Raw genomic sequence first — 21,950 nt, forward strand, 5'->3', positions numbered from 1 at the left:
ATGCAACACCTAAAATCCTTGGCGCTACTCAGTCTGCTGTGTGCCGGCCAAGTCTCGGCCCACGGTCTCTGGACCGAACAACGTCGCGGCAACATCGAAGTCATCTACGGCCACGGCGCCGAAGACAACGCCTTCAAGGCGCAGAAAATCAGCGGCGCTTGGGCCTATGACGTAGCCGGAAAAATGATCCCGGTGAACGTGCAACGACTGGCCGACCACGCCCGTCTGCAGCCGTTGGAATCACCGGCGGTGATGGCCGTGGCGTTGAACAATGGCATGTGGTCGCAGACGGCGGATAAGAAATGGATCAACGAAGGACGCAGCAAAGTACCGGGGGCCATTGAGTCGACCCAGACCTTCAAATACAGCCTGGCGATATACCAGCCGGGGGCGAAGTTGCCGAAGCTCGATCAGATGAAATTGCTGATTCTGCCGGAGGTTGATCCGCTGACGGTCGGGCCGGGTAAATCGTTGCCGGTTCGAGTGCTATTGGACGGTAAGCCGGCGGCGGGCGTGAAGCTGGTGGGCGACTATCGTAGCGCGCCAAATACGTTAAGCACCGAGACCGACGCAGAAGGTCGGGCGCAAGTATTGGTGCGTAATGAAGGGTTGAATGTGATTGCGGCGCAGATGGAGATTCCGCTGAAGGACAACCCGGATGTGGCGACACGCGGGCTGTTCACGTCGCTGACCTTCCTTGGCGAACCGCATCACGAGTAACTCACCCAACCTTGTGGGAGCGTGGCTTGCCCGCGATGGGGACGCCGCGGTGCAATAGGTAGACCGCGTTATCGTTTATCGCGGGCAAGCCACGCTCCCACAGGATCGGGGAAGCCTTACAGGTCGCCGAGGCCGTCGATCAGCGCCTGATTCTGCTCCGGCGCGCCGATGGAAATACGCAGGAACTGGGCAATCCGCTCTTGCTTGAAGTGCCGAACAATCACGCCCTGTTCGCGCAACTTCGCCGCCAGCCCTGCCGCATCGTGCTTCGGGTGACGGGCGAAAATGAAGTTTGCTGCCGACGGCAACACCTCAAACCCCTTCGCTTCCAACTGCGAGACCACCTTCTCGCGACTCTCGATGACCAACCGGCAGGTCTTGTCGAAATACTCGCGATCCTCGAATGCCGCCGCAGCCCCGACAATCGCCAGACGATCCAGCGGGTAGGAGTTGAAGCTGTTCTTGATCCGCTCCAGCGCCTCGATCAGGTCCGGATGCCCCACCGCCAGGCCCACCCGCAGGCCCGCCAGCGAACGGGACTTGGACAGGGTCTGAGTCACCAACAGGTTCGAATAACGGTCCACCAGCGTGATCGCCGTTTCACCGCCGAAATCAATGTAAGCCTCATCCACCACGACCACCGAATCCGGGCTGGCCTTGAGGATTTGCTCAACCGCGTCCAGCGCCAACAGGCAACCGGTCGGCGCGTTCGGGTTAGGGAAAATGATCCCGCCGTTCGGCTTGGCGTAGTCTGCCGGGTTGATCTGGAATTGCTCATCCAGTGGCACCGCGTCGAATGCAATGCCGTACAACCCGCAGTAAACCGGGTAGAAGCTGTAGCTGATATCCGGGAACAACACCGGCTGATCGTGTTGCAGCAAACCGTGGAAAATGTGTGCCAGGACTTCATCGGAACCGTTGCCGAGGAAAACCTGATTGTCCTGCACGCCGTAGTACTTGGCAACAGCCTGCTTGAGCAGGTCGCTGTTCGGGTCAGGGTACAGACGCAGGTTGTCGTTCAGTTCGGTCTGCATCGCGGCCAACGCTTTGGGCGATGGGCCGTACGGGTTTTCGTTGGTATTGAGCTTCACCAGTTTCGCCAGCTTTGGCTGCTCGCCCGGAACGTAAGGCACCAGGCTCTTGACGAAGGGACTCCAGAATTTACTCATGTTCAGTTGCCCTGCCCTTGAAAAAAGTCTTCGTCAACGATGCGGTATTCGGCGCTGCGGGCGTGAGCGGTCAGCGACTCGCCACGGGCCAGCACGGAAGCGGTTTTGCCCAGTTCGGAGGCACCCTGCTCGGAGCAGAAGATGATCGACGAGCGTTTCTGGAAGTCGTAAACACCCAGTGGCGAAGAGAAGCGCGCGGTGCCGGACGTCGGCAACACGTGGTTTGGACCTGCGCAATAGTCGCCCAGGGCTTCGGACGTGTGACGGCCCATGAAGATCGCACCGGCGTGACGAATCTGCGGCAACCAGGCCTGCGGATCGGCAACCGACAACTCCAGGTGTTCTGGCGCAATACGGTTGGCCACTTCAATGGCTTGTTCCATGTCGCGAACCTTGATCAGTGCACCGCGACCATTGATCGAGGTTTCGATGATCTCGGCGCGTTCCATGGTCGGCAGCAGCTTGGCGATGCTCGCTGCGACCTTGTCGAGGAACTCGGCGTCCGGGCTGACCAGAATCGCCTGGGCGTCTTCGTCGTGCTCGGCCTGGGAGAACAGGTCCATGGCAATCCAGTCCGGATCGGTCTGGCCGTCACACACCACAAGGATCTCCGACGGGCCGGCGATCATGTCGATGCCGACCTGGCCGAACACGTGGCGCTTGGCGGTGGCGACGTAGATGTTGCCAGGGCCAACAACCTTGTCGACCTTCGGCACGCTTTCGGTGCCGTAAGCCAGCGCCGCAACTGCCTGGGCGCCGCCGATGGTGAACACCCGGTCAACCCCGGCGATGCAGGCCGCGGCCAGCACCAGCTCGTTGATTTCGCCGCGCGGCGTCGGCACGACCATGACCACTTCGGTCACGCCTGCAACCTTGGCCGGAATTGCGTTCATCAGCACCGAGGACGGGTACGACGCCTTGCCGCCCGGCACATACAGACCGGCGCGATCCAGCGGCGTGACCTTCTGGCCCAGCACCGTGCCGTCGGCTTCGGTGTAGCTCCAGGAATCCTGTTTCTGTTTTTCGTGATAGCTGCGCACGCGGGCTGCGGCTTTTTCCAGGGCTTCGCGCTGAGGCGCGGTGATCCGGGTCAATGCCAGTTCCAGGCGCTCGCGCGGCAGGATCAGGTCTGCCATGGAGGCGACTTGCAGGCCGTCGAACTTCTGGGTGAATTCCACCAGCGCCGCGTCGCCACGCTCGCGCACAGCCTTGATGATGTCCAGCACCCGCTGATTGACCGAGTCGTCAGACACACTTTCCCAGCTCAGCAGATGATCCAGATGATGTGCGAAATCCGGGTCAGCAGCGTTGAGTCGGCGAATTGCAGTCGGTGCGGTCATAGCGAGAGCCTCATAGGATTGGCAAAAACTCAGGCGCCCGAAGCTAACATTCGATCCGCTTGGGCACCTGAGAATTCTGGCTATGAGGCGGATAGACGGCGCGACTCAAGGTCGCGCAGGTAAATCAGCCGCGGTGTCGAGACTCCACTGCCTTGCGCAGGGTGTCGATCAACGCCTGGATACGGGCGTGTTGCATTTTCATCGAAGCTTTGTTGACGATCAGCCGCGAGCTGATGTCGGCAATGAAATCCTGGGGTTCCAGGCCATTGGCACGCAGGGTGTTACCGGTGTCGACCACGTCGATGATCTTGTCCGCCAGACCGATCAGCGGCGCCAGCTCCATCGAGCCGTAAAGCTTGATGATGTCGACCTGACGGCCCTGCTCGGCGTAGTAACGCTTGGCGACGTTGACGAATTTGGTTGCCACCCGCAGACGGCCCTTGGGCTCGACATCGCCGACACGGCCGGCAGTCATCAGCTTGCAGAGGGCAATTCGCAGATCCAGAGGCTCGTACAGACCCTGGCCGCCATATTCCATCAGCACATCTTTACCGGCGACGCCGAGGTCCGCGGCACCATGCTCGACGTAGGTCGGCACATCGGTGGCGCGCACGATCAGCAGGCGCACATCGGCCTGGGTCGTGGGGATGATCAGCTTGCGGCTCTTGTCCGGATTCTCGGTCGGCACGATGCCCGCTTCAGCCAGAAGCGGCAGGGTGTCGTCAAGGATGCGGCCCTTGGACAGTGCGATGGTCAACATGGGAAACGTCAGTCCTTATCAGGCTACTGATGCCCGGTCGCAAACGGCGCCGGACACACATCGAGGGCGTCTCTCTAATGAAAAGACTACCCTCGACTTTAAACGAAACCAACGGGCGCGTCCCTGCACCCATGCAGCAGAAACTAGCCCGGTACGCGGCGGATTTTCGCGCCGAGCATCTGCAGTTTCTCTTCGATGCACTCGTAACCACGGTCGATGTGGTAGATGCGGTCGATCAGGGTATCGCCTTCGGCGATCAGCGCCGAGATCACCAGGCTGGCCGAAGCACGCAGGTCGGTGGCCATTACTGGCGCGCCCTTGAGCTTCTCGATGCCGGTGACGATGGCGGTGTTGCCTTCGACCTGGATATGAGCGCCCATGCGGTGCAGTTCGTAAACGTGCATGAAGCGGTTTTCGAAGATCGTCTCGATCACCGCACCAGTGCCTTCGGCAATGGCGTTGAGGGAGATGAACTGCGCCTGCATGTCGGTCGGGAACGCCGGGTATGGAGCGGTCCGCACGTTAACGGCTTTTGGCCGTTTGCCGTGCATGTTCAGCTCGATCCAGTCTTCGCCGCAGGTGATTTCAGCACCCGATTCGCGGAGTTTTTCCAGAACGGCTTCGAGGATGGTCGGATCAGTGTCCTTGACCTTCACGCGACCGCCGGTCACCGCTGCCGCCACCAGGTAGGTGCCGGTTTCGATACGGTCAGGCATCACCTTGTAAGTGGTCGGGTGCAGACGCTCGACGCCATCGATGGTGATGGTATCGGTGCCGGCGCCAGTGATCTTGGCGCCCATGGCGTTCAGGAAGTTCGCCAGGTCGATGACCTCAGGCTCGCGAGCGGCGTTCGCCAGCACGCTACGGCCCTTGGCCAGAGCGGCCGCCATCATGATGTTTTCGGTACCGGTCACGCTGACGGTGTCGAAGAAGAAGTGCGCACCGCGCAGGCCACCCTCAGGGGCCTTGGCCTTGATGTAGCCGCCTTCAACGTCGATGACCGCGCCCATGGCCTCGAGGCCACGGATGTGCAGGTCGACCGGACGCGAACCGATGGCGCAACCGCCAGGCAGTGCGACTTCGGCTTCGCCGAAACGGGCAACCATCGGACCCAGTACCAGGATCGAGGCACGCATGGTTTTCACCAGTTCGTACGGCGCGATCAGGGTCTTGATGGTGCGCGGGTCGATTTCGACGCTGAGCTTCTCGTCGATCACCGGCTCGATGCCCATGCGACCGAACAGCTCGATCATGGTGGTGATGTCGTGCAGGTGCGGCAGGTTGGCAACGGTAACCGGGCCATCGCACAGCAGGGTTGCAGCCAGGATCGGCAGGGCAGAGTTCTTTGCCCCGGAGATGCGGATTTCGCCATCAAGACGAACGCCACCGGTAATAATCAATTTATCCATAAGAATCTCGACGCCCTTGGGCTCAGGTGCGCTCGGCCCAGGCCGCGCTGCTGAAAAATTTCATAGTGACCGCATGGATGCTGCCATCGGTGATCCATGGGTTCAAATGGGCATAGATCTGCTGCTGACGCTTCACCGGGCTCAACGCCGCCAGTTCATCGCTAATCACGTTCAGCTGAAAGTTGCAGCCTTCGCCCTCAACTTCTACCAGCGTTCCGGGCAGCTTTCCTTCAAGGAAGCTCTTCACTTCTACGGCCTGCATGCTCAACCTCAATCGGCGCCCTGTGCGCGCGGGTCGGACATCATACAAAAAAGCCCCGCGCCTGCGAACCCCGCGAAGCAGGACTCTGACGGGGGGCTTCTTTATAGATGCGGTTCAGGGATGCGCCAACAGCTCGGTCAATTCGCTGACCTGAGCGATTTCACGCATATCTTCGGGTATCGCACGAATGCTCAGGGCCTTACCGGCCGCCTGAGCATCGCGCATGAAGCACAGCAGCAGCGACAAGCCGACGCTGCTGGACTTCTCCACCGAGGAGCAATCAACCACCAGCGCAGCTGCGTTACTGGACTTGATCAGCGCCTGCCCCTGCTTGCGCAGGTTCGGGCCTGTCCGGTAATCCAGTACGCCACTGAGCAGCAGCTCGCCGGATTCGCTCATGCGAATGGCCGACTCACTCATTGGGTTTGGGTCTCGGTAGATTTCTCGGTGGTTTCCTTGGCTTTGGCGACTTCCCCGGCCCAACCGTTGATGGTTTTGTCCAGATCGTTGCCATTGCGCTGCATCGCATCAGCGAACTGATCGCGGAACAGCTTGCCGATATTGATGCCATTGATGATCACGTTGCGCAGCTTCCACTCGCCATTGATCTTTTCGAGTGTGTAAGACACAGGATAGATCGCGCCGCTGCTGCTTTTGACCGTCATGCCAACGCTGGTACGGTCTCCCGACTCATCCTTGGCAGGATCGACGACGATGCCCTGGTTGTCGTACTCAAGCAAAGCATTGCCATAGAACTGGAACAGGCCTTTTTTGAAGTTCTCGACAAACTTCTGCATCTGCTCGGGGGTCGCCTTGCGTGAATACTTGACCGTCATGATGCTCTTGGAAATACCTTCGGCATCCACCACAGGACCGACGATGGTATTCAGCGCCGTATAAAAGTCCTGCGGGTCCTGTTTGTACTTTTCTTTGTTCGCGGCAAGATCCGCCAACAACCGGGTGGTGGTGTCCTGTACCAGATCGTGGGCGGAAGACCCCGCCACGGCGTTAGCCATCAACGGCAAGGCCGCGAGTATTACCAACAGGCCACGTCGCAAGATAGAGATCATTCAAAAGCTCCTCATTTGGCGTCTTTGCTAACGGTATTGAGCAGAAATTTACCGATCAAGTCCTCGAGTACCAGTGACGACTGCGTGTCGTGGATGGTTCCACCCTCCTTGAGCAGGGTTTCCTCCCCGCCCACACTGATACCGATGTATTTCTCACCCAACAGGCCAGCGGTCAGGATAGAGGCAGTGGAGTCAGTCGGCAGATTATCTACGCGCTTTTCCAGTTGCATGGTCACCCGACCGGTGAAGCTGTCGCGGTCCAGATCGATCGCCGTGACCTTGCCGATGGTCACACCGGCCATGGTCACTTTAGCTCTGACCGTCAAACCGGCGATATTGTCGAAATATGCATAAAGTTTATAAGTTTCGGTGGTTGCGCTCGGGGACAGACCACTGACCCGCAACGCAAGCAACAGCAAAGCCAGGATGCCAGCCAGCAAGAAAAGGCCGACACCGATTTCCAGGGTGCGGTTTTGCATCAGAAATCTCCAAACATCAAGGCGGTCAAAATAAAGTCCAGGCCGAGTACAGCCAAAGAGGCATACACCACGGTCTTGGTAGTGGCACGACTGATCCCCTCGGAAGTGGGCTCGCAGTCATAGCCTTGGAATACGGCGATCCAGGTCACGACGAAGGCAAAAACGATGCTTTTGATAATACCGTTGAGCACATCGTCGACAAACGTCACGCTGTTTTGCATGTTCGACCAGTAGGAGCCGTCATAGACACCCAGCCAGTCGACAGCCACCCACGAACCGCCCCAGATACCCACCACGCTAAAAATCATCGTCAGCACCGGCAGGGAAATGAAGCCGGCCCACAGGCGCGGGGCAATGATGTACTTGAGCGGGTCGACCCCGATCATTTCCAGGCTGGATAATTGCTCGGTGGACTTCATGTTGCCGATTTCAGCGGTCAGGGCCGAACCCGCGCGACCGGCGAACAGCAAGGCCGTGACCACCGGCCCCAGTTCCCGCAACAGCGTCAGCGCAACCATCTGCCCGACGGCCTGCTCCGAACCGTAGCTGGACAGAATGTTAAAACCCTGCAGCGCCAGCACCATGCCGATGAACACCCCGGAGACCACGATGATCACCAGGGACATCACACCCACCGAATGCAGTTGCTTGACCAGCAGGCCAAAACCGCCGCCGATGCCGCCACGACCGAGCAAGGCATGAAACAGGAACAGCGCCGAACGCCCGAACACCGCCAGCACATCAATGCCGGCGAAGCCGAAGCGGCGTACTCTTTCTATTAATGAAATCTTGCGCATCAGCGCTTCCCCAGAAGATCTGCGCGGTAATCCGGCGCTGGAAAGTGGTATGCGACCGGGCCGTCGGGTTCGCCAGTCAAGAATTGACGAATACGTGGCTCATCCGATTTCATCAAATCCTTGGGTGTGCCCTGGCCCAACACTTGCCCGTCGCCCACCACAATGAGGTGGTCAGCGATGCTCGCGGTCTCGGCCAGGTCGTGGGAAACCACGATACTGGTGATGCCCAGCGCATCGTTGAGCAGGCGGATCAGGCGCACCAGTACGCCCATGGCGATCGGGTCCTGGCCGACAAAGGGCTCGTCATACATAAGGATTCGCGGATCGAGCGCAATTGCCCGGGCCAGCGCGACGCGACGTTTCATGCCGCCGGACAATTCGTCAGGCATCAGGTCGATGGCGCCACGCAAGCCCACTGCCTGCAATTTGAGCAAGACAATGTCGCGGATCATTTCTTCCGGCAGCTCGGTATGAACACGCAGCGGAAAGGCAACGTTCTCGAACACATCAAGATCGGTAAACAACGCGCCGCTCTGAAACAACACACCCATGTGCTTGCGCGCATCGAACAGATCGCTGCGCGACAACGTTGGCAGGTTCTGGCCGTTGACCCAGACTTCGCCGCTGGTAGGACGCAACTGTGCGCCTATCAGCCGCAACAGCGTGGTCTTGCCACACCCGGAAGGCCCCATGATGCCGGTGACCTTGCCGCGCGGTATGCGGATATCGACGTTATTGAAAATGCTGCGCGTACCGCGCTTGAAGGTCAGTCCCTTCAGCTCGACCGCGTAGGCGTTATCGGCACTCATCTAAACTCCTTGCGATGCAGCCTCTCACTCGGACGCCTGGCTTTCTGGCGAAAGCACATACCTCCCCCGGGCAGGCCGAACTGGCGGCGAACTATATCACTGCAAAGCTCAAGCGCCCAAGGCCCAAGCCGGGCATGTTCAGCAACATGACCGCCTGAAATCATCTATTTAGAGAGATTCGGTAACAAGTAATGACAAACCGCAACGAACTTGCGTGAGGGTTTTGATCATTACCGTTATAATCGCCGCCTTTTCATCAGGCTATTCGATTTCCGACATGAACCAATCCAGCGACCTGATTCAATCAGCACAACGTACCATCCGCCTCGAACTGGAAGCCGTACAAGGCTTATTGCCCCATATCGACGCAGATTTCGTACGCGCTTGCGAGATGATTCTGGCCAGCAAAGGCCGCGTGGTCGTGGTCGGCATGGGCAAATCGGGACATATCGGCAACAAGATTGCCGCCACCCTGGCCAGCACCGGCACCACGGCGTTTTTTGTGCATCCGGCCGAGGCCAGCCATGGCGACATGGGCATGATCACCCGTGATGACATCATATTGGCGCTGTCGAACTCCGGGTCCACCAACGAAATCGTCACCTTGCTGCCGCTGATCAAGCGCCAGGGCATTCAAATGATCAGCCTGACCGGTAACCCCGAGTCGCCGCTGGCCAAGGCAGCTGAAGTCAACCTCAATGTAAGCGTCGAACACGAAGCCTGCCCGCTGAATCTGGCACCTACCTCGTCGACCACCGCGGCCCTGGTCATGGGTGACGCCCTTGCCGTTGCCTTGCTTGAAGCTCGCGGTTTTACCGCTGAAGATTTCGCTTTTTCCCACCCGGGTGGCGCCCTTGGCCGTCGCTTGTTGCTGAAAGTGGAAAACGTCATGCATGCCGGCACCGAATTACCGCAAGTGACGTGCGGTACGCTGCTCAAGGATGCCTTGATGGAAATGACCCGTAAGGGGTTGGGCATGACCGTTGTACTGAGCACAGATGGAAAACTCGCCGGGATCTTCACCGACGGCGATCTGCGCCGCACTCTGGACCGCACCATTGATATCCACAGCACGACCATTGATGAAGTGATGACCGCCCACGGCAAGACCGCACGTGCCGAGATGCTCGCCGCCGAGGCGCTGAAAATCATGGAAGACCACAAGATCAACGCACTGGTAGTGGTCGACAGCGAAGACCGCCCGGTCGGCGCCTTGAACATGCACGATTTGCTGCGTGCGGGAGTAATGTAATGAGCACGGACCTGCTGCAACGCGGCAAACAGATCAAACTGGCGGTATTCGACGTCGACGGCGTACTGACCGATGGGCGCCTGTACTTCCTCGAAGACGGCAGCGAATTCAAGACTTTCAACACCCTCGACGGCCAGGGCATCAAGATGTTGATGGCAGCCGGCGTGCAGACCGCTATCATCAGCGGCCGCAAGACCCCGGTGGTTGAACGGCGTGCGAAGAACCTCGGCATTCCACACCTGTACCAGGGTCGCGAAGACAAACTGGTGGTGCTCGACGAACTTCTTGCCCAGCTCAACCTGAGCTATGAACAAGTGGCCTACCTTGGCGACGACCTGCCAGACCTGCCGGTGATTCGCCGTGTTGGCCTTGGCATGGCGGTGGCCAGCGCTGCCAGTTTCGTGCGCGAACACGCCCACGGCATCACCCAGGCCCGCGGTGGCGAGGGTGCTGCTCGCGAATTCTGCGAATTGATCCTGCGCGCCCAGGGCCGCCTCGATGCGGCCAACGCCGCGTACCTGTGAGCCCATCATGCTGAGCAAAAAGATTCGCAACATCCTGATGTTCGGTTGCATCGCAGCGATTTTTGCAGCGGTCGGCTACTGGAACATCAGCCCGGAACGCTTCCTCGACAAACCGGTGGTGAAGGTCGATGAAAGCGCGATCGACTATTACGCCGTCAACGCCCACAGCGTGCAGTACCTGCCCGACGGCAAACTGCAATACGAGATGACGTCGGACAAGGTTGAACACCTGAAAGCGACCGAAGTGACGTTGCTGACCAATCCTGACCTGAACATGTTCCGTGGCACCGAATTCCCCTGGCACGTCCAGAGCGAGCGCGGCGAAGTCAACCCGGACGGTACTCAAGTCGAGCTGATTGACTCGGTACGTATCACCCGTTTCGACGAAAAAAACCGCAAAACCCTGATTACCACCACCCGTATGACAGTGTTCCCGCAGCAGCAATATGCGCAGACCGATCAACCCGTTAGAATCGACGGCGCCGGCGGTGTATCGACAGGCAACGGAATGAAAGCGTACTTGAAAGAAAGCAGGATACACCTGCTATCGAACGTAAGAGGACAGTATGAGGCTCGTTAAAACTCTCCCTATTTTGCTCAGTCTGGGCGCAGCACTGGGAAGCGTGAGCGCCTGGGCTCTGCCGAACGATCAAGAGCAGCCTATCCGCATTCAGGCCGACGATGCCCAACTGGACGACAAGAATGGCGTTGCCACTTATAAAGGCGATGTAATCATTACGCAGGGCTCGATGAAGGTCACCGGTAACACCGTGACCATCACCCGCACCCCGGCCGGCGACATCGACGTGGTGACCTCGGTAGGCAACCTCGCCTACTTCGAGCAACTGCAAACGGCGGGCGACACCAAGCCTGTTCAGGGTTACGGAGTGACTATTCAGTACCACGCCTCGCAAAACCGCGTCGTGCTGATCGATCGCGCCAAAGTCATCGATAAAGACAACAACGTCACCCAAGGCGAGAAAATCGTCTACGACACGGTCAAAAAGCTTGCGAGCGCCGGTCGCGCCACGGGTAACAAGGTTACCGAGGCGCGTCCTCGCATCGACATGGTGATCCAGCCGAAGAAGAAAACTGACGAGCAAAAGGCCCAGTAATGGCAACTCTGAAAGCTCAGCATCTGGCCAAGAGCTACAAGAGCCGTCAGGTCGTGCGCGACGTCAGCCTGTCCATCGACAGCGGTCAGATCGTCGGCCTGCTTGGCCCTAACGGCGCCGGTAAAACCACCTGCTTCTACATGATTGTCGGCCTGGTACAGGCCGATCAGGGCCGCGTACTGATCGATGACCTGGATGTCAGCCACCAGCCGATGCACGGTCGTGCGAAGGCGGGTATCGGCTATCTTCCGCAAGAAGCGTCGATCTTCCGCAAATTGTCGGTGGCCGACAACATCATGGCCATCCTCGAGACCCGCAAGGAACTCGACAAGGCCGGTCGTCGCCAAGAGCTGGAAAGCCTGCTGCAGGAATTTCACATCCACCACATCCGCGACAACCTCGGCATGAGCCTGTCCGGTGGTGAACGCCGCCGCGTGGAAATTGCCCGGGCACTGGCCACCAATCCGAAATTCATCCTCCTCGACGAACCTTTCGCCGGTGTGGACCCGATTTCGGTGGGCGATATCAAGCAGATCATTCATCACCTCAAGGCCAAAGGCATTGGTGTGCTGATCACGGACCATAACGTCCGTGAAACCCTGGATATCTGCGAAACCGCCTACATCGTCAACGATGGTCAACTGATCGCTGAAGGTGACTCCGCCACCATCCTGGCCAATGAACTGGTCAAGGAAGTGTATCTGGGTCATGAGTTCCGCCTGTAAGCACTGAGGTGCCCGGGTCGCCGAGAGAGCGCTCACTTCAATAAAAAATCAATAAGTTTTTATTGTTACAGCGCTCTAGGCAAACACTTCAGTTTCGGGCATATAATTTGCTTATGTTTGGCGCTTCGGCGCCCTGTAGTGGATGGCGCATGTGCGCCGGCGAATAAGGTGTTAAGCCCCTGCCATGAAACCATCGCTAGTCTTGAGAATGGGCCAGCAGCTGACGATGACACCGCAGCTGCAACAGGCCATCCGCCTGCTCCAATTGTCGACCCTGGACCTGCAACAGGAAATCCAGGAGGCCCTGGAGTCCAATCCGATGCTCGAACGCCAGGAAGAAGGCGACGACTTCGATAATGCCGACCCCTTGGCCGATAGCGCCGAACAGAAACCCAACGCCGACATTCAGGAACCCTCCTACCAGGAAACCGCCCCAACGGTGGATAACCTCGAGGAAGGCGACTGGAATGAGCGCATTCCTAACGAATTGCCCGTCGACACGGCCTGGGAAGACGTCTACCAGACCAGCGCCAGCAGCCTGCCGAGCAACGATGACGACGAGTGGGATTTCACCACCCGCACATCGGTCGGTGAAAGCCTGCAAAGCCATTTGCTCTGGCAACTGAACCTCGCACCGATGTCCGACACCGATCGCCTGATCGCCGTGACCCTGATCGACTGCATCAACAATCAGGGCTACCTGGACGAAACCCTTGAGGAAATCCTCGAAGCCTTCGACCCGGAACTGGACATCGAACTGGACGAAATCGAAGCCGTCCTGCACCGCATCCAGCAATTCGAACCCGCTGGCATCGGCGCCCGCAATCTCGGCGAATGCCTGCTGCTGCAACTGCGCCAGCTGCCCGCCAAGACCCCTTGGCTGGCCGAGGCCAAGCGCCTGGTCACCGATTACATCGACCTGCTCGGCAGCCGCGACTACAGCCAGCTGATGCGCCGCATGAAGCTCAAGGAAGATGAACTGCGTCAGGTCATCGAATTGGTCCAGAGCCTCAACCCGCGCCCGGGCTCACAGATCGAGTCCACCGAAGCCGAATACGTCGTTCCCGACGTGATCGTGCGCAAGGACAACGAGCGCTGGCTGGTGGAGCTGAACCAGGAATCGGTGCCACGCCTGCGGGTCAACGCCCAATACGCCGGTTTCGTGCGCCGCGCCGATACCAGCGCCGACAACACCTTCATGCGTAATCAGTTGCAGGAAGCTCGCTGGTTCATCAAGAGCCTGCAAAGCCGCAATGAAACCCTGATGAAAGTCGCCACCCAGATCGTCGAGCATCAACGCGGCTTTCTAGAATACGGTGACGAAGCCATGAAGCCGTTGGTGCTGCACGACATCGCCGAAGCGGTGGGCATGCATGAATCGACGATTTCACGGGTGACCACGCAAAAATTCATGCATACCCCACGGGGCATCTATGAACTGAAATACTTTTTTTCCAGCCACGTCAGTACCTCCGAAGGCGGTGAATGCTCGTCCACGGCGATCCGCGCGATCATCAAAAAACTGGTTGCTGCGGAAAATCAGAAAAAGCCGTTGAGTGACAGCAAGATCGCTGGTTTACTGGAGGCACAAGGCATTCAGGTAGCCCGTCGCACCGTCGCCAAGTACCGCGAATCCCTGGGGATCGCGCCTTCCAGCGAACGGAAGCGGTTGATGTAGCCGCCGGGCTCGCCACAGCGTTCCAGTGGCAGGCATTTCTGCCTGCCGCTTTATGCACTGGCAACGAAGGAGAAGCTGTATGCAAGTCAACATCAGTGGACACCAACTGGAAGTGACCGAACCCCTGCGCACCTACATCGGCGAAAAACTCGACCGATTAGAGAGGCATTTCGACAAGATCACCAATGTGCAAGTCACGATGAACGTCGAAAAACTGCTGCAGAAGATCGAAGCCACGCTGCATATTCCCGGCGGAGAAGTGGTCGCCAATGCCGAGCATACGGACATGTATGCCGCCATCGACCTGCTGACCGACAAGCTGGATCGCCAACTTAAAAAGCATAAGGAAAAGACCCAGAGCCTCCTCCAGGGCGCGACCGGTCGTTAACACCCCCAATCCATGATCCGACTAGAAACCATCCTGACCCCCGGCCGTTCCCAAGTGAACGCGCCGGGTGGCAGTAAAAAGAAAGCCCTCGAGCAAATTGCCAACCTTATCCACCGCGAAGTACCGGATCTGGAAATGCAGGACGTATTCGAGGCCCTGATTGCCCGTGAGAAACTCGGTTCTACCGGTTTCGGCAACGGCATCGCCATCCCCCACTGCCGGCTTAAAGGCTGCACCTCGCCAATCAGTGCGCTGCTGCACCTGGAAGCCCCTATCGATTTCGACGCCATTGATGGCGCCCCGGTTGACCTGCTGTTCGTTCTGCTGGTCCCGGAAGCTGCCACCGATGCACACCTGGAATTGCTCCGTCAGATCGCCAGCATGCTGGATCGCAAGGAAGTGCGTGAGAAGCTGCGCAGCGCCCCGAGCAACGAAGCCTTGTATCAGGTTGTCCTGGACGAGCAAAACGGTCACTAATCATGCGCCTGATCATCGTCAGTGGCCGCTCCGGCTCAGGTAAAAGTACCGCCCTCGATGTGCTCGAGGACAACGGCTACTACTGCATCGACAACCTGCCTGCTGGTTTGCTGCCGGAACTGGCCGAACGCGCGCTGATTCACACCGAGCTGGCACAACCGCTGGTGGCCGTGTCCATTGATGCGCGCAACCTGCCGAGCCACCTGTCACGGTTCCCCGAATTGCTGGAAGAGGTCCGCAGCCGGCATATCCAGTGCGATGTGCTGTACCTGGACGCCGACGAAGAAACCTTGCTCAAACGCTTTTCGGAAACTCGCCGTCGTCACCCGCTGAGCAGCGCCAATCGCTCATTGGCGGAGGCGATACAGGACGAAACCAATCTGCTGGGGCCTATCGCCGATCTGGCCGACCTCAAGGTCAATACCACCAATCTGAACCTGTATCAGCTGCGCGATACCATCAAGCTGCGCCTGCTGAATCAGCCGGAACCGGGCACTGCGTTCCTGGTGGAATCTTTCGGGTTCAAGCGTGGCATGCCGGTGGACGCCGATCTGGTGTTCGACGTGCGCTGCCTGCCCAACCCTTACTGGAAGCCGGAGCTACGGGCACAGTCCGGGCTCGATCAACCGGTGGCCGAGTACCTGGCGGCACAGCCTGACGTCGAAGAGATGTTCCAGGACATTTCCTCGTACCTGCTCAAGTGGCTGCCCCGCTTTGCCGCCAGCAACCGTGCCTATGTCACCATTGCCATTGGCTGCACCGGCGGGCATCACCGCTCTGTCTACCTGACCGAACGTCTGGGTCAGGTCCTGCAAAAAACCCTGAAGAACGTCCAGGTCCGCCACCGCGACCTCAGCTAAAGGATTCACATCGCGATGCCTGCTCTGGAAATCGAAATCATCAACAAGCTGGGCCTGCATGCCCGCGCGTCTGCAAAATTCGTTGGCGTCGCCGGTGAGTTCAAGGATTGCACGATCAGAGTAGGACGCACTCCGGAATCCACGGTCGATGGCAAAAGCATCATGGCCATGATGATGCTCGCTGCAGGCAAGGGCACCAAAATCTATATCAGTACCGAAGGCGAAGACGAGCAAAGAGCGCTGGATGCGCTGACAGACTTGATCAACCGTTACTTCGACGAAGGCGAATGAACAGCGCAGGCTCTTGTGGCGAGGGAGCTTGCTCCCGCCGGGCTGCGAAGCGGCCCCAAAAACTGCCACCGTTGTACGCCAAACATAACCGCATTCGCTGATTTCACGACTGCTCCGCAGCCGAACGGGAGCAAGCTCCCTCGCCACAAAAGCACCTCTTCGCCAAGTTTGCACACCTCAAGCCAACGCTGTATCCATCACCATCATCAGACAAAACCCGATCAGCAGCCCAAGGCTGGCCAGTTTGTCGTAACCATGGCGGCGCGATTCGGGGATGACTTCGTGAGTCACCACCAGCAGCATCGCACCGGCCGCTAGTGCCAGCCCTAAAGGCAACAGCAGTTCGGCCAGGCTCACCAGCCAGGCGCACAACAATGCGAAGACCGGCTCAACCAAACCTGACACAGCACCGATCAGGAACGCCTTGACCCGCGACATCCCTGCTCCGGCCAACACCAACGCAATCACCAGCCCTTCCGGCACATCCTGCAAGGCGATGCCCATGGCCAGGCTGTCGGCGTCAGGCATGCCACCGCCGGCCGAGACGCCGACCGCCATGCCTTCGGGGATGTTGTGGGCGATGATGGCAAACACAAACAACCAGATCCGCGGTGGAATCACCGATCGCTCCAGTGTCCCCACGATCATTTCAGGCGTAGCGCCAGACACCCTGCGATCCACCAGAAACAACCCGAATGCACCCAGCATGATGCCGAAGCTGATCAGGCTGCTGGCCGCCCAAGGCGTCAGGCCGAGGTTTTCGGCCGCGGCAATACCCGGCACGATCAGCGAAAACGCCGTCGCCGCGAGCATCACTCCGGCCCCGAAACCGAGCAATATGTCGCTGACTACCTGAGGCATCTGCCGAATCACCAGCACCGGCACCGCGCCCAAAGCGGTGCCCAAGGCGCAAATCGCACCACCTTGCAGGGCGCGCTGCAGTTTCGGTTCGAGGTCCAGCCAGCTCAGCCCTTGAGCAGCCAATAACGTCATGCCCGCCAGCAGTAACAGCGATCCCAGTGCGTAACGAAACATTCGTCCACTTCCGACCGCCAGTGTTTCAGTGCCCATAGTCAGCCCTGGATTGTTTTTATAGAGACTTAGGGGGCGTTCTCAACTAGTTCCCCCTCCGCGTTGTCGCCTTAAAGCGGGCCAGGCAAGGCGCAGGCCGCTGGGAATGGTTGTTCCCTTTCCAAGGCCTGCAACGCAGCCTGGCCCGCTTTAAGGCACAACCCGAAGGGCCGGGCCTGCTGTTGTGCAGGGCTGCGTTGCTCGAAGCTTATTTGGAATGACCAAACCACGCTTCTCGCGCCTTGCCCTGCACAACAGCAGACCCGGCGCGGAGGGGAAACTAGTTGAGAACGCCCCCTAAACCAGCGCAGCCTGATAACGCGCGGCGACTTCGGGCCAATTGATCACGTTGTAGAACGCATTGATGTATTCCGGACGACGGTTCTGATAGCGCAGGTAATAAGCGTGTTCCCAAACGTCCAGGCCGAGAATCGGCGTATTGCCGTTCATCAGTGGGCTGTCCTGGTTGCCGCTGCTTTCAACGATCAAGGTCCTTTGCGGTGTCACGCTCAACCAGGCCCAACCACTGCCGAAACGGGTCAGCGCAGCTTTGGTGAAAGCCTCCTTGAAGTTGTCGAGACCACCCAGTTGCTCGTCGATCGCCTTGGCCAGCGCGCCTTCAGGTTGGCCACCGCCGTTGGGTGCCATGACTTCCCAGAACAACGAATGGTTGGCGTGCCCACCGCCCTGATTGATCACCGCCGCGCGAAGTTTTTCCGGCAATTGCTGCACAGCCGCCACCAGTTTTTCCACCGGCCATTCAGCAAACTCAGTGCCTTCGACTGCAGCGTTGAGGTTGTTGATGTAGGTCTGGTGGTGTTTGGTGTAGTGGATTTCCATGGTCTGCGCATCGATGTGCGGTTCCAGGGCGTCGTAGGCGTACGGCAAGGCAGGCAGGGTAAAAGCCATTTCAATGAACTCCATGTTGTAGGGGCGCAGGCTGATGCGAGGGCGAAGCGGTGTCGGTGTGCAGCAAACGGTGGGTACGCGGATACTCGCCGTGATCGCTGATGAAATTCAGCAGCTCGACATAGGTTTTGCTGCTCTGGCGCAGCGCGGCTTCACGCAAAGCTGACGCCAGTCGTGTGTTCTGCATGGTCTGCAACAGTCGTTGATGGATCGCGCACAGGTACTCGGCGCTCTCCTCCGGCTGGTTCAGGCGCAAGTGCAGGTCCGCCAGGTTATGGTGGGAAATCACGCAAGCCGCCACCGCTTCGTCGGCATCCGCCCAGCGCTCGAACAACACCTGGGCCAAGGCCAATGCCTGCAAATAAGCCTCGCGGGCATCGACCAGCTCGCCCAGCATGAAACAGCGATTTGCTCTTTCGATCGTGCGTTTCCAGTGCTCCATGGTGAGCCTCCAAAGCGGTAGCAGTGATTACACGCCGCCTGCGGTGAGCTTCTCTGGGTTGAGCAATTCTTCCAGTTGGCTGCGCGTCAGGTCGGTATGTTCCAGGGCGACATCGATCACTGGCCGGCCCTGCTGATAAGCCTTCTTGGCAATTTCAGCGGCTTTTTGGTAACCAATGATCGGGTTGAGTGCGGTGACCAGAATCGGATTGCGCGACAGCGCTTCCTTGAGCCGGGCCTCGTTGACCTTGAAGCTGGCAATAGCCTTGTCGCCCAGCAGACGGCTGGCGTTGGCCAGCAACTCGATACTGCTCAGCAGGTTCTGGGCGATGATCGGCAGCATGACGTTCAGCTCGAAATTGCCCGACTGACCGGCGACGGTGATCACCGTGTCGTTGCCGATCACTTGAGCGGCGACCATCGCGGTGGCTTCCGGGATCACCGGGTTAACCTTGCCGGGCATGATCGACGAGCCCGGCTGCAAGGCTTCGAGCTCGATTTCACCGAGCCCGGCCAACGGGCCGGAATTCATCCAGCGCAGGTCATTGGCGATTTTCATCAAGGAAACCGCTGTGGCCTTGAGCTGCCCTGAAACGCTGACCGCCGTGTCCTGCGAGCCGATCAGCGCAAACAGGTCCTTGCCCGGCGTGAACTGCACCTGGGTCAGTTGGCTAAGTTGTTGGCTGAAACGCGCCGCAAATTCCGGATGGGCATTGATCCCGGTGCCCACCGCCGTGCCGCCTTGGGCCAGGGATTGCAGGCTTGGCAGCAGATCCTGCAAGTGACCGATATTGGCCTTGAGCTGTTGCGCCCAACCATTGAGCACCTGACTCATGCGCACGGGCATCGCGTCCATCAAATGGGTACGCCCGGTTTTGACGAACGGATGAACCTGCTCGGCCTTGTGCTCTATCACCCGCACCAGATGCACCAGCGCCGGCAGCAACTGCTCATGCAAGCTCAATGCGGCGCTGACATGGATGGTGGTCGGGATGATGTCGTTGCTGCTTTGGCCGCAATTGACCTGATCGTTGGGATTCACCGGCTCGCCCAACAAGCGGCTGGCCAAGGTGGCGATCACTTCGTTGGCGTTCATGTTGGAACTGGTGCCGGAACCGGTCTGGAAGATATCCACCGGGAAGTGCTGCATGAAGTCGCCTTCGAGCAGGCCTTGAGCTGCGTCGACGATGGCTTTGCCCTGGGATTCGCTGATCTGTTTGAGCTCGACGTTGGCTCGGGCGGCCGCAGCCTTGGCCAGAATCAGCGCCCGGATGAACTGCACGGGCATCGGTTTGCCGCTGATCGGGAAGTTATCCACTGCGCGCTGGGTTTGCGCACCGTAAAGGGCGTCTATCGGGACTTGCAGCTCACCCATACTGTCGCGTTCGATACGTGTGTTACTCATCAGGAGATCCTTGCACCAGTTCTATGAGAGGGATGGAGGGTTGCAACTCGCAGGTCGCCAGTTGCCAGGCATAGCTTTGCCAGCGCTTGAGGCGGCAGCCGCAGAGTGATTGCCGTTCGAGATCGCGCAATGGTCGCCAGGCCTGGTCGAGACACAGGCTGCGCCAGTGCCAGGGCAGCGCGACATCGACGGCGGTGTCGAGCAGCAAACGGAAAGAGGTTTCGGCGATAGTCCAGGGAGAGGTGGCCGTGCAACACGCCAGATACCGGCCTTCGGCCAGGTAATGCTCGATTAGACGCGGCTCGTCAGGGTCCATGGCGCAACGGATCTGGCGACTCATCCAGCGCCAGCTTTCGAGGTAAGGCTGCTCGTGCAAGGCAGAACTCATGATCCGGGCTCATTCGGTAATGAGATTCATTATTATATGATAATGAGAACCAAAACAAGCACAGCAAAGCATTGAGCTCTTTGTGGGAGCGGGCTTGCCCGCGATGACGATAAAAGATTCAACATCGATGTCGACTGAAATGACGCTATCGCGGGCAAGCCCGCTCCCACAGGATCTGGGTTGTGGCCAATAAAAAAGGCGCGCCATCCGATAGATGGCGCGCCTTTTTTGTGCCGCAGTCGGAGGTTAGCTACCCGCCACTGTCATCCGCTCGATCAACACCGAACCGGTGCGAATGTTGCTGCGCAACTCCAGGTCATTACCGACCGCAATGATCTGCTTGAACATGTCGCGCATGTTGCCGGCGATGGTCACTTCCTGAACCGCGAACTGGATTTCGCCGTTCTCGACCCAGAAACCCGCCGCGCCACGGGAGTAATCGCCTGTGACCATGTTCAAGCCCTGCCCCATCAGTTCGGTGACCAGCAGGCCACGCCCCATGCGGCGCAGCAAGGCTGCCTGATCTTCATCGCCATGGGTGACGAACAGGTTGTGCACGCCGCCGGCGTTGGCGGTGCTCGGCATGCCCAGCTTGCGGCCGGAGTAGGTGCCGAGTATGTAGGACACCAACTCGCCCTTCTCCACGAACGGCTTGGCGTAGGTCGCCAGGCCATCGCCGTCGAAGGCCGAACTGCCTAGGGCGCGCATCAGGTGCGGACGTTCATCGATGGTCAACCATTCCGGGAACAGCTTCTGCCCCAGCGTGCCTTCGAGAAACGATGATTTGCGGTACAGACTGCCGCCGGAGATCGCCGACAGGAAACTGCCGAACAAGCCACCGGCCAATTCCGCGGAAAACAGCACCGGCACTTCGCAGGTCGGCACCGGACGCGCGCCCAGACGGCTCGCCGCCCGTTGCGCGGCACGTTGGCCGATGCTCTCCGGAGAAGCCAGCAAATTGCCCTGACGGTTTACGTCGTACCAGTAATCGCGCTGCATCTGGCCATCGGCTTCGGCGATCATCACGCAACTGAGGCTGTGACGAGTCGACGCGTAACCACCGATAAAACCGTGGCTGTTGCCGTAAACCCGGCAGCCCTGGTGAGTGCTGAGGGTAGTGCCGTCGGCGTTCTTGATCCGGCTGTCGGTGGCAAACGCCGCCGCTTCACAGGCCAGGGCCTGCTCGATGGCTTGCTCCGGGGTAATGTCCCATTGATGGAACAGGTCGAAATCCTGCAGATCCTTGGCCATCAACGCGGCATCCGCCAGGCCCGAGGCTTCGTCTTCGGAGGTGTGCTTGGCAATGGCCAGCGCGGCGGCGACGGTTTCGCGAATCGCGTCCGAACCGCTGGCCGAGGTACTGGCCGAGCCTTTGCGCTGCCCCACATACAAGGTGATGCCAAAGCCCTGATCGCGATTGAACTCAACGGTTTCGACTTCCCGCTGACGCACCGTGGTCGACAAGCCCTGCTCCAGCGACACGGCCACTTCACAGGCACTGGCGCCCTGGCGCTTGGCTTCAGCGATGATCTGCTCGACTTGTTCTTGCAGTGCCGGCAAAGCTTGTGGGCCGACGCTTTCAACTGCACTCATGCTGTTCTCCACTCAAAT

Annotated in this window: 27 protein-coding genes; 11 read left to right on the forward strand and 16 right to left on the reverse strand. The window is 59.0% G+C overall.

The genetic code is table 11. The features are described from left to right. A complete protein-coding gene (locus JFU11_RS20205) occupies positions 1-720 on the forward strand; it encodes a DUF4198 domain-containing protein (RefSeq protein WP_201061920.1) in 720 nt (239 codons plus the stop codon). A gap of 116 nt (positions 721-836) precedes the next feature. Here the strand turns inward: JFU11_RS20205 and hisC are convergent, their stop codons facing one another. From hisC to JFU11_RS20255, 10 genes are all read right to left on the reverse strand, one after another. After that, complete coding sequence (gene hisC, locus JFU11_RS20210) at positions 837-1,889, reverse strand: histidinol-phosphate transaminase (RefSeq protein WP_201061922.1); 1,053 nt, start codon at positions 1,887-1,889, stop codon at positions 837-839. 2 nt (positions 1,890-1,891) lie between these two features. Next, a complete protein-coding gene (gene hisD, locus JFU11_RS20215; protein ID WP_123720002.1) occupies positions 1,892-3,229 on the reverse strand; it encodes a histidinol dehydrogenase in 1,338 nt (445 codons plus the stop codon). A gap of 124 nt (positions 3,230-3,353) precedes the next feature. Next, a complete protein-coding gene (hisG, locus tag JFU11_RS20220) occupies positions 3,354-3,989 on the reverse strand; it encodes an ATP phosphoribosyltransferase (RefSeq protein ID WP_007901570.1) in 636 nt (211 codons plus the stop codon). Positions 3,990-4,132: 143 nt separating this feature from the next. Continuing rightward, complete coding sequence (gene murA, locus JFU11_RS20225; RefSeq protein ID WP_007901567.1) at positions 4,133-5,398, reverse strand: UDP-N-acetylglucosamine 1-carboxyvinyltransferase; 1,266 nt, start codon at positions 5,396-5,398, stop codon at positions 4,133-4,135. Positions 5,399-5,420: 22 nt separating this feature from the next. Beyond that, on the reverse strand, positions 5,421-5,660 hold the full coding sequence (locus JFU11_RS20230) for a BolA family protein (RefSeq protein ID WP_007912386.1): 240 nt from the start codon (positions 5,658-5,660) through the stop codon (positions 5,421-5,423). A 114-nt stretch (positions 5,661-5,774) separates the two neighbouring features. Beyond that, entirely contained in the window at positions 5,775-6,080 is a 306-nt protein-coding gene (locus JFU11_RS20235) for an STAS domain-containing protein (RefSeq protein ID WP_201061924.1), read from the reverse strand. Then, positions 6,077-6,730, reverse strand: coding sequence for an ABC transporter substrate-binding protein (locus JFU11_RS20240; RefSeq protein ID WP_123720004.1), 654 nt, complete (start codon positions 6,728-6,730; stop codon positions 6,077-6,079). The genes JFU11_RS20235 and JFU11_RS20240 overlap by 4 nt, the downstream gene beginning before the upstream one ends. Before the next feature lie 11 nt (positions 6,731-6,741). Beyond that, entirely contained in the window at positions 6,742-7,209 is a 468-nt protein-coding gene (mlaD, locus tag JFU11_RS20245) for an outer membrane lipid asymmetry maintenance protein MlaD (protein WP_007901560.1), read from the reverse strand. Next, positions 7,209-8,006: a lipid asymmetry maintenance ABC transporter permease subunit MlaE gene (gene mlaE, locus JFU11_RS20250; protein WP_123720005.1), complete on the reverse strand. Its 798-nt coding sequence runs from the start codon at positions 8,004-8,006 to the stop codon at positions 7,209-7,211. The genes mlaD and mlaE overlap by 1 nt, the downstream gene beginning before the upstream one ends. Then, entirely contained in the window at positions 8,006-8,815 is an 810-nt protein-coding gene (locus tag JFU11_RS20255) for an ATP-binding cassette domain-containing protein (RefSeq protein WP_038978972.1), read from the reverse strand. Before JFU11_RS20255 ends, mlaE begins: the two co-directional genes overlap by 1 nt. A 277-nt stretch (positions 8,816-9,092) precedes the next feature. On the opposite strand from JFU11_RS20255, the gene JFU11_RS20260 reads away from it, so the two are divergent. The 10 genes from JFU11_RS20260 (at position 9,093) to JFU11_RS20305 (ending at position 16,125) form a co-directional block, all read left to right on the forward strand. After that, entirely contained in the window at positions 9,093-10,067 is a 975-nt protein-coding gene (locus JFU11_RS20260; protein ID WP_123720006.1) for a KpsF/GutQ family sugar-phosphate isomerase, read from the forward strand. Further along, the gene (locus JFU11_RS20265) at positions 10,067-10,591 is read left to right on the forward strand and encodes an HAD family hydrolase (RefSeq protein WP_008008625.1); all 525 of its coding nucleotides are present in this window, start codon (positions 10,067-10,069) and stop codon (positions 10,589-10,591) included. Before JFU11_RS20260 ends, JFU11_RS20265 begins: the two co-directional genes overlap by 1 nt. Before the next feature lie 7 nt (positions 10,592-10,598). Then, complete coding sequence (gene lptC, locus JFU11_RS20270; protein WP_008008624.1) at positions 10,599-11,171, forward strand: LPS export ABC transporter periplasmic protein LptC; 573 nt, start codon at positions 10,599-10,601, stop codon at positions 11,169-11,171. Continuing rightward, the gene (lptA, locus tag JFU11_RS20275; RefSeq protein ID WP_030128010.1) at positions 11,158-11,706 is read left to right on the forward strand and encodes a lipopolysaccharide transport periplasmic protein LptA; all 549 of its coding nucleotides are present in this window, start codon (positions 11,158-11,160) and stop codon (positions 11,704-11,706) included. The genes lptC and lptA overlap by 14 nt, the downstream gene beginning before the upstream one ends. Then, positions 11,706-12,431 (forward strand): LPS export ABC transporter ATP-binding protein, encoded by a 726-nt coding sequence (lptB, locus tag JFU11_RS20280; RefSeq protein WP_030128011.1) that lies wholly within the window; start codon positions 11,706-11,708, stop codon positions 12,429-12,431. The genes lptA and lptB overlap by 1 nt, the downstream gene beginning before the upstream one ends. A gap of 184 nt (positions 12,432-12,615) precedes the next feature. After that, a complete protein-coding gene (locus tag JFU11_RS20285; protein ID WP_032835202.1) occupies positions 12,616-14,109 on the forward strand; it encodes an RNA polymerase factor sigma-54 in 1,494 nt (497 codons plus the stop codon). Between the two features lie 79 nt (positions 14,110-14,188). Continuing rightward, entirely contained in the window at positions 14,189-14,497 is a 309-nt protein-coding gene (gene raiA, locus JFU11_RS20290; protein ID WP_003178005.1) for a ribosome-associated translation inhibitor RaiA, read from the forward strand. A gap of 12 nt (positions 14,498-14,509) precedes the next feature. Beyond that, positions 14,510-14,974: a PTS IIA-like nitrogen regulatory protein PtsN gene (gene ptsN / locus JFU11_RS20295; protein WP_007901530.1), complete on the forward strand. Its 465-nt coding sequence runs from the start codon at positions 14,510-14,512 to the stop codon at positions 14,972-14,974. A 2-nt stretch (positions 14,975-14,976) separates the two neighbouring features. After that, complete coding sequence (rapZ, locus tag JFU11_RS20300; RefSeq protein ID WP_123498993.1) at positions 14,977-15,834, forward strand: RNase adapter RapZ; 858 nt, start codon at positions 14,977-14,979, stop codon at positions 15,832-15,834. A 15-nt stretch (positions 15,835-15,849) separates the two neighbouring features. After that, on the forward strand, positions 15,850-16,125 hold the full coding sequence (locus JFU11_RS20305; protein WP_008037392.1) for an HPr family phosphocarrier protein: 276 nt from the start codon (positions 15,850-15,852) through the stop codon (positions 16,123-16,125). Positions 16,126-16,302: 177 nt separating this feature from the next. Here the strand turns inward: JFU11_RS20305 and JFU11_RS20310 are convergent, their stop codons facing one another. The 6 genes from JFU11_RS20310 to pmbA all read right to left on the reverse strand — a co-directional run bounded on the left by JFU11_RS20310 (position 16,303) and on the right by pmbA (position 21,932). Further along, on the reverse strand, positions 16,303-17,196 hold the full coding sequence (locus JFU11_RS20310; protein ID WP_201121354.1) for a ZIP family metal transporter: 894 nt from the start codon (positions 17,194-17,196) through the stop codon (positions 16,303-16,305). Positions 17,197-17,493: 297 nt separating this feature from the next. Next, entirely contained in the window at positions 17,494-18,105 is a 612-nt protein-coding gene (locus tag JFU11_RS20315; protein ID WP_123721261.1) for a superoxide dismutase, read from the reverse strand. Position 18,106: 1 nt separating this feature from the next. Further along, complete coding sequence (locus tag JFU11_RS20320; protein WP_201061927.1) at positions 18,107-18,547, reverse strand: hypothetical protein; 441 nt, start codon at positions 18,545-18,547, stop codon at positions 18,107-18,109. Between the two features lie 27 nt (positions 18,548-18,574). Then, positions 18,575-19,951, reverse strand: coding sequence for a class II fumarate hydratase (locus JFU11_RS20325; protein ID WP_201061929.1), 1,377 nt, complete (start codon positions 19,949-19,951; stop codon positions 18,575-18,577). Continuing rightward, the gene (locus JFU11_RS20330; RefSeq protein WP_095055121.1) at positions 19,944-20,339 is read right to left on the reverse strand and encodes a FagA protein; all 396 of its coding nucleotides are present in this window, start codon (positions 20,337-20,339) and stop codon (positions 19,944-19,946) included. The genes JFU11_RS20325 and JFU11_RS20330 overlap by 8 nt, the downstream gene beginning before the upstream one ends. A gap of 246 nt (positions 20,340-20,585) precedes the next feature. Then, positions 20,586-21,932 carry a metalloprotease PmbA gene (gene pmbA / locus JFU11_RS20335; protein ID WP_123721264.1) on the reverse strand — a complete coding sequence of 449 codons (1,347 nt, stop codon included), beginning with the start codon at positions 21,930-21,932 and terminating at the stop codon, positions 20,586-20,588. Positions 21,933-21,950 lie beyond the last annotated feature (18 nt).

Source organism: Pseudomonas sp. TH37 (assembly GCF_016650735.1).
GTDB lineage: Bacteria > Pseudomonadota > Gammaproteobacteria > Pseudomonadales > Pseudomonadaceae > Aquipseudomonas > Aquipseudomonas farris.

What these genes read in the sequence shown, in the direction of transcription:
- JFU11_RS20315 (WP_123721261.1), bottom strand. Translation starts at nt 18,105, where the DNA reads ATGGCTTTTACCCTGCCTGCCTTGCCGTACGCCTACGACGCCCTGGAA.
- JFU11_RS20240 (WP_123720004.1), bottom strand. Translation starts at nt 6,730, where the DNA reads ATGATCTCTATCTTGCGACGTGGCCTGTTGGTAATACTCGCGGCCTTG.
- pmbA (WP_123721264.1), bottom strand. Translation starts at nt 21,932, where the DNA reads ATGAGTGCAGTTGAAAGCGTCGGCCCACAAGCTTTGCCGGCACTGCAA.
- JFU11_RS20230 (WP_007912386.1), bottom strand. Translation starts at nt 5,660, where the DNA reads ATGCAGGCCGTAGAAGTGAAGAGCTTCCTTGAAGGAAAGCTGCCCGGA.
- lptB (WP_030128011.1), top strand. Translation starts at nt 11,706, where the DNA reads ATGGCAACTCTGAAAGCTCAGCATCTGGCCAAGAGCTACAAGAGCCGT.
- lptC (WP_008008624.1), top strand. Translation starts at nt 10,599, where the DNA reads ATGCTGAGCAAAAAGATTCGCAACATCCTGATGTTCGGTTGCATCGCA.
- mlaE (WP_123720005.1), bottom strand. Translation starts at nt 8,006, where the DNA reads ATGCGCAAGATTTCATTAATAGAAAGAGTACGCCGCTTCGGCTTCGCC.
- JFU11_RS20265 (WP_008008625.1), top strand. Translation starts at nt 10,067, where the DNA reads ATGAGCACGGACCTGCTGCAACGCGGCAAACAGATCAAACTGGCGGTA.
- JFU11_RS20320 (WP_201061927.1), bottom strand. Translation starts at nt 18,547, where the DNA reads ATGGAGCACTGGAAACGCACGATCGAAAGAGCAAATCGCTGTTTCATG.
- JFU11_RS20285 (WP_032835202.1), top strand. Translation starts at nt 12,616, where the DNA reads ATGAAACCATCGCTAGTCTTGAGAATGGGCCAGCAGCTGACGATGACA.
- JFU11_RS20330 (WP_095055121.1), bottom strand. Translation starts at nt 20,339, where the DNA reads ATGAGTTCTGCCTTGCACGAGCAGCCTTACCTCGAAAGCTGGCGCTGG.
- JFU11_RS20325 (WP_201061929.1), bottom strand. Translation starts at nt 19,951, where the DNA reads ATGAGTAACACACGTATCGAACGCGACAGTATGGGTGAGCTGCAAGTC.
- hisC (WP_201061922.1), bottom strand. Translation starts at nt 1,889, where the DNA reads ATGAGTAAATTCTGGAGTCCCTTCGTCAAGAGCCTGGTGCCTTACGTT.
- mlaD (WP_007901560.1), bottom strand. Translation starts at nt 7,209, where the DNA reads ATGCAAAACCGCACCCTGGAAATCGGTGTCGGCCTTTTCTTGCTGGCT.
- JFU11_RS20305 (WP_008037392.1), top strand. Translation starts at nt 15,850, where the DNA reads ATGCCTGCTCTGGAAATCGAAATCATCAACAAGCTGGGCCTGCATGCC.
- JFU11_RS20260 (WP_123720006.1), top strand. Translation starts at nt 9,093, where the DNA reads ATGAACCAATCCAGCGACCTGATTCAATCAGCACAACGTACCATCCGC.
- JFU11_RS20235 (WP_201061924.1), bottom strand. Translation starts at nt 6,080, where the DNA reads ATGAGTGAGTCGGCCATTCGCATGAGCGAATCCGGCGAGCTGCTGCTC.
- JFU11_RS20205 (WP_201061920.1), top strand. Translation starts at nt 1, where the DNA reads ATGCAACACCTAAAATCCTTGGCGCTACTCAGTCTGCTGTGTGCCGGC.
- ptsN (WP_007901530.1), top strand. Translation starts at nt 14,510, where the DNA reads ATGATCCGACTAGAAACCATCCTGACCCCCGGCCGTTCCCAAGTGAAC.
- JFU11_RS20310 (WP_201121354.1), bottom strand. Translation starts at nt 17,196, where the DNA reads ATGGGCACTGAAACACTGGCGGTCGGAAGTGGACGAATGTTTCGTTAC.
- rapZ (WP_123498993.1), top strand. Translation starts at nt 14,977, where the DNA reads ATGCGCCTGATCATCGTCAGTGGCCGCTCCGGCTCAGGTAAAAGTACC.
- hisD (WP_123720002.1), bottom strand. Translation starts at nt 3,229, where the DNA reads ATGACCGCACCGACTGCAATTCGCCGACTCAACGCTGCTGACCCGGAT.
- JFU11_RS20255 (WP_038978972.1), bottom strand. Translation starts at nt 8,815, where the DNA reads ATGAGTGCCGATAACGCCTACGCGGTCGAGCTGAAGGGACTGACCTTC.
- raiA (WP_003178005.1), top strand. Translation starts at nt 14,189, where the DNA reads ATGCAAGTCAACATCAGTGGACACCAACTGGAAGTGACCGAACCCCTG.
- murA (WP_007901567.1), bottom strand. Translation starts at nt 5,398, where the DNA reads ATGGATAAATTGATTATTACCGGTGGCGTTCGTCTTGATGGCGAAATC.
- hisG (WP_007901570.1), bottom strand. Translation starts at nt 3,989, where the DNA reads ATGTTGACCATCGCACTGTCCAAGGGCCGCATCCTTGACGACACCCTG.
- lptA (WP_030128010.1), top strand. Translation starts at nt 11,158, where the DNA reads ATGAGGCTCGTTAAAACTCTCCCTATTTTGCTCAGTCTGGGCGCAGCA.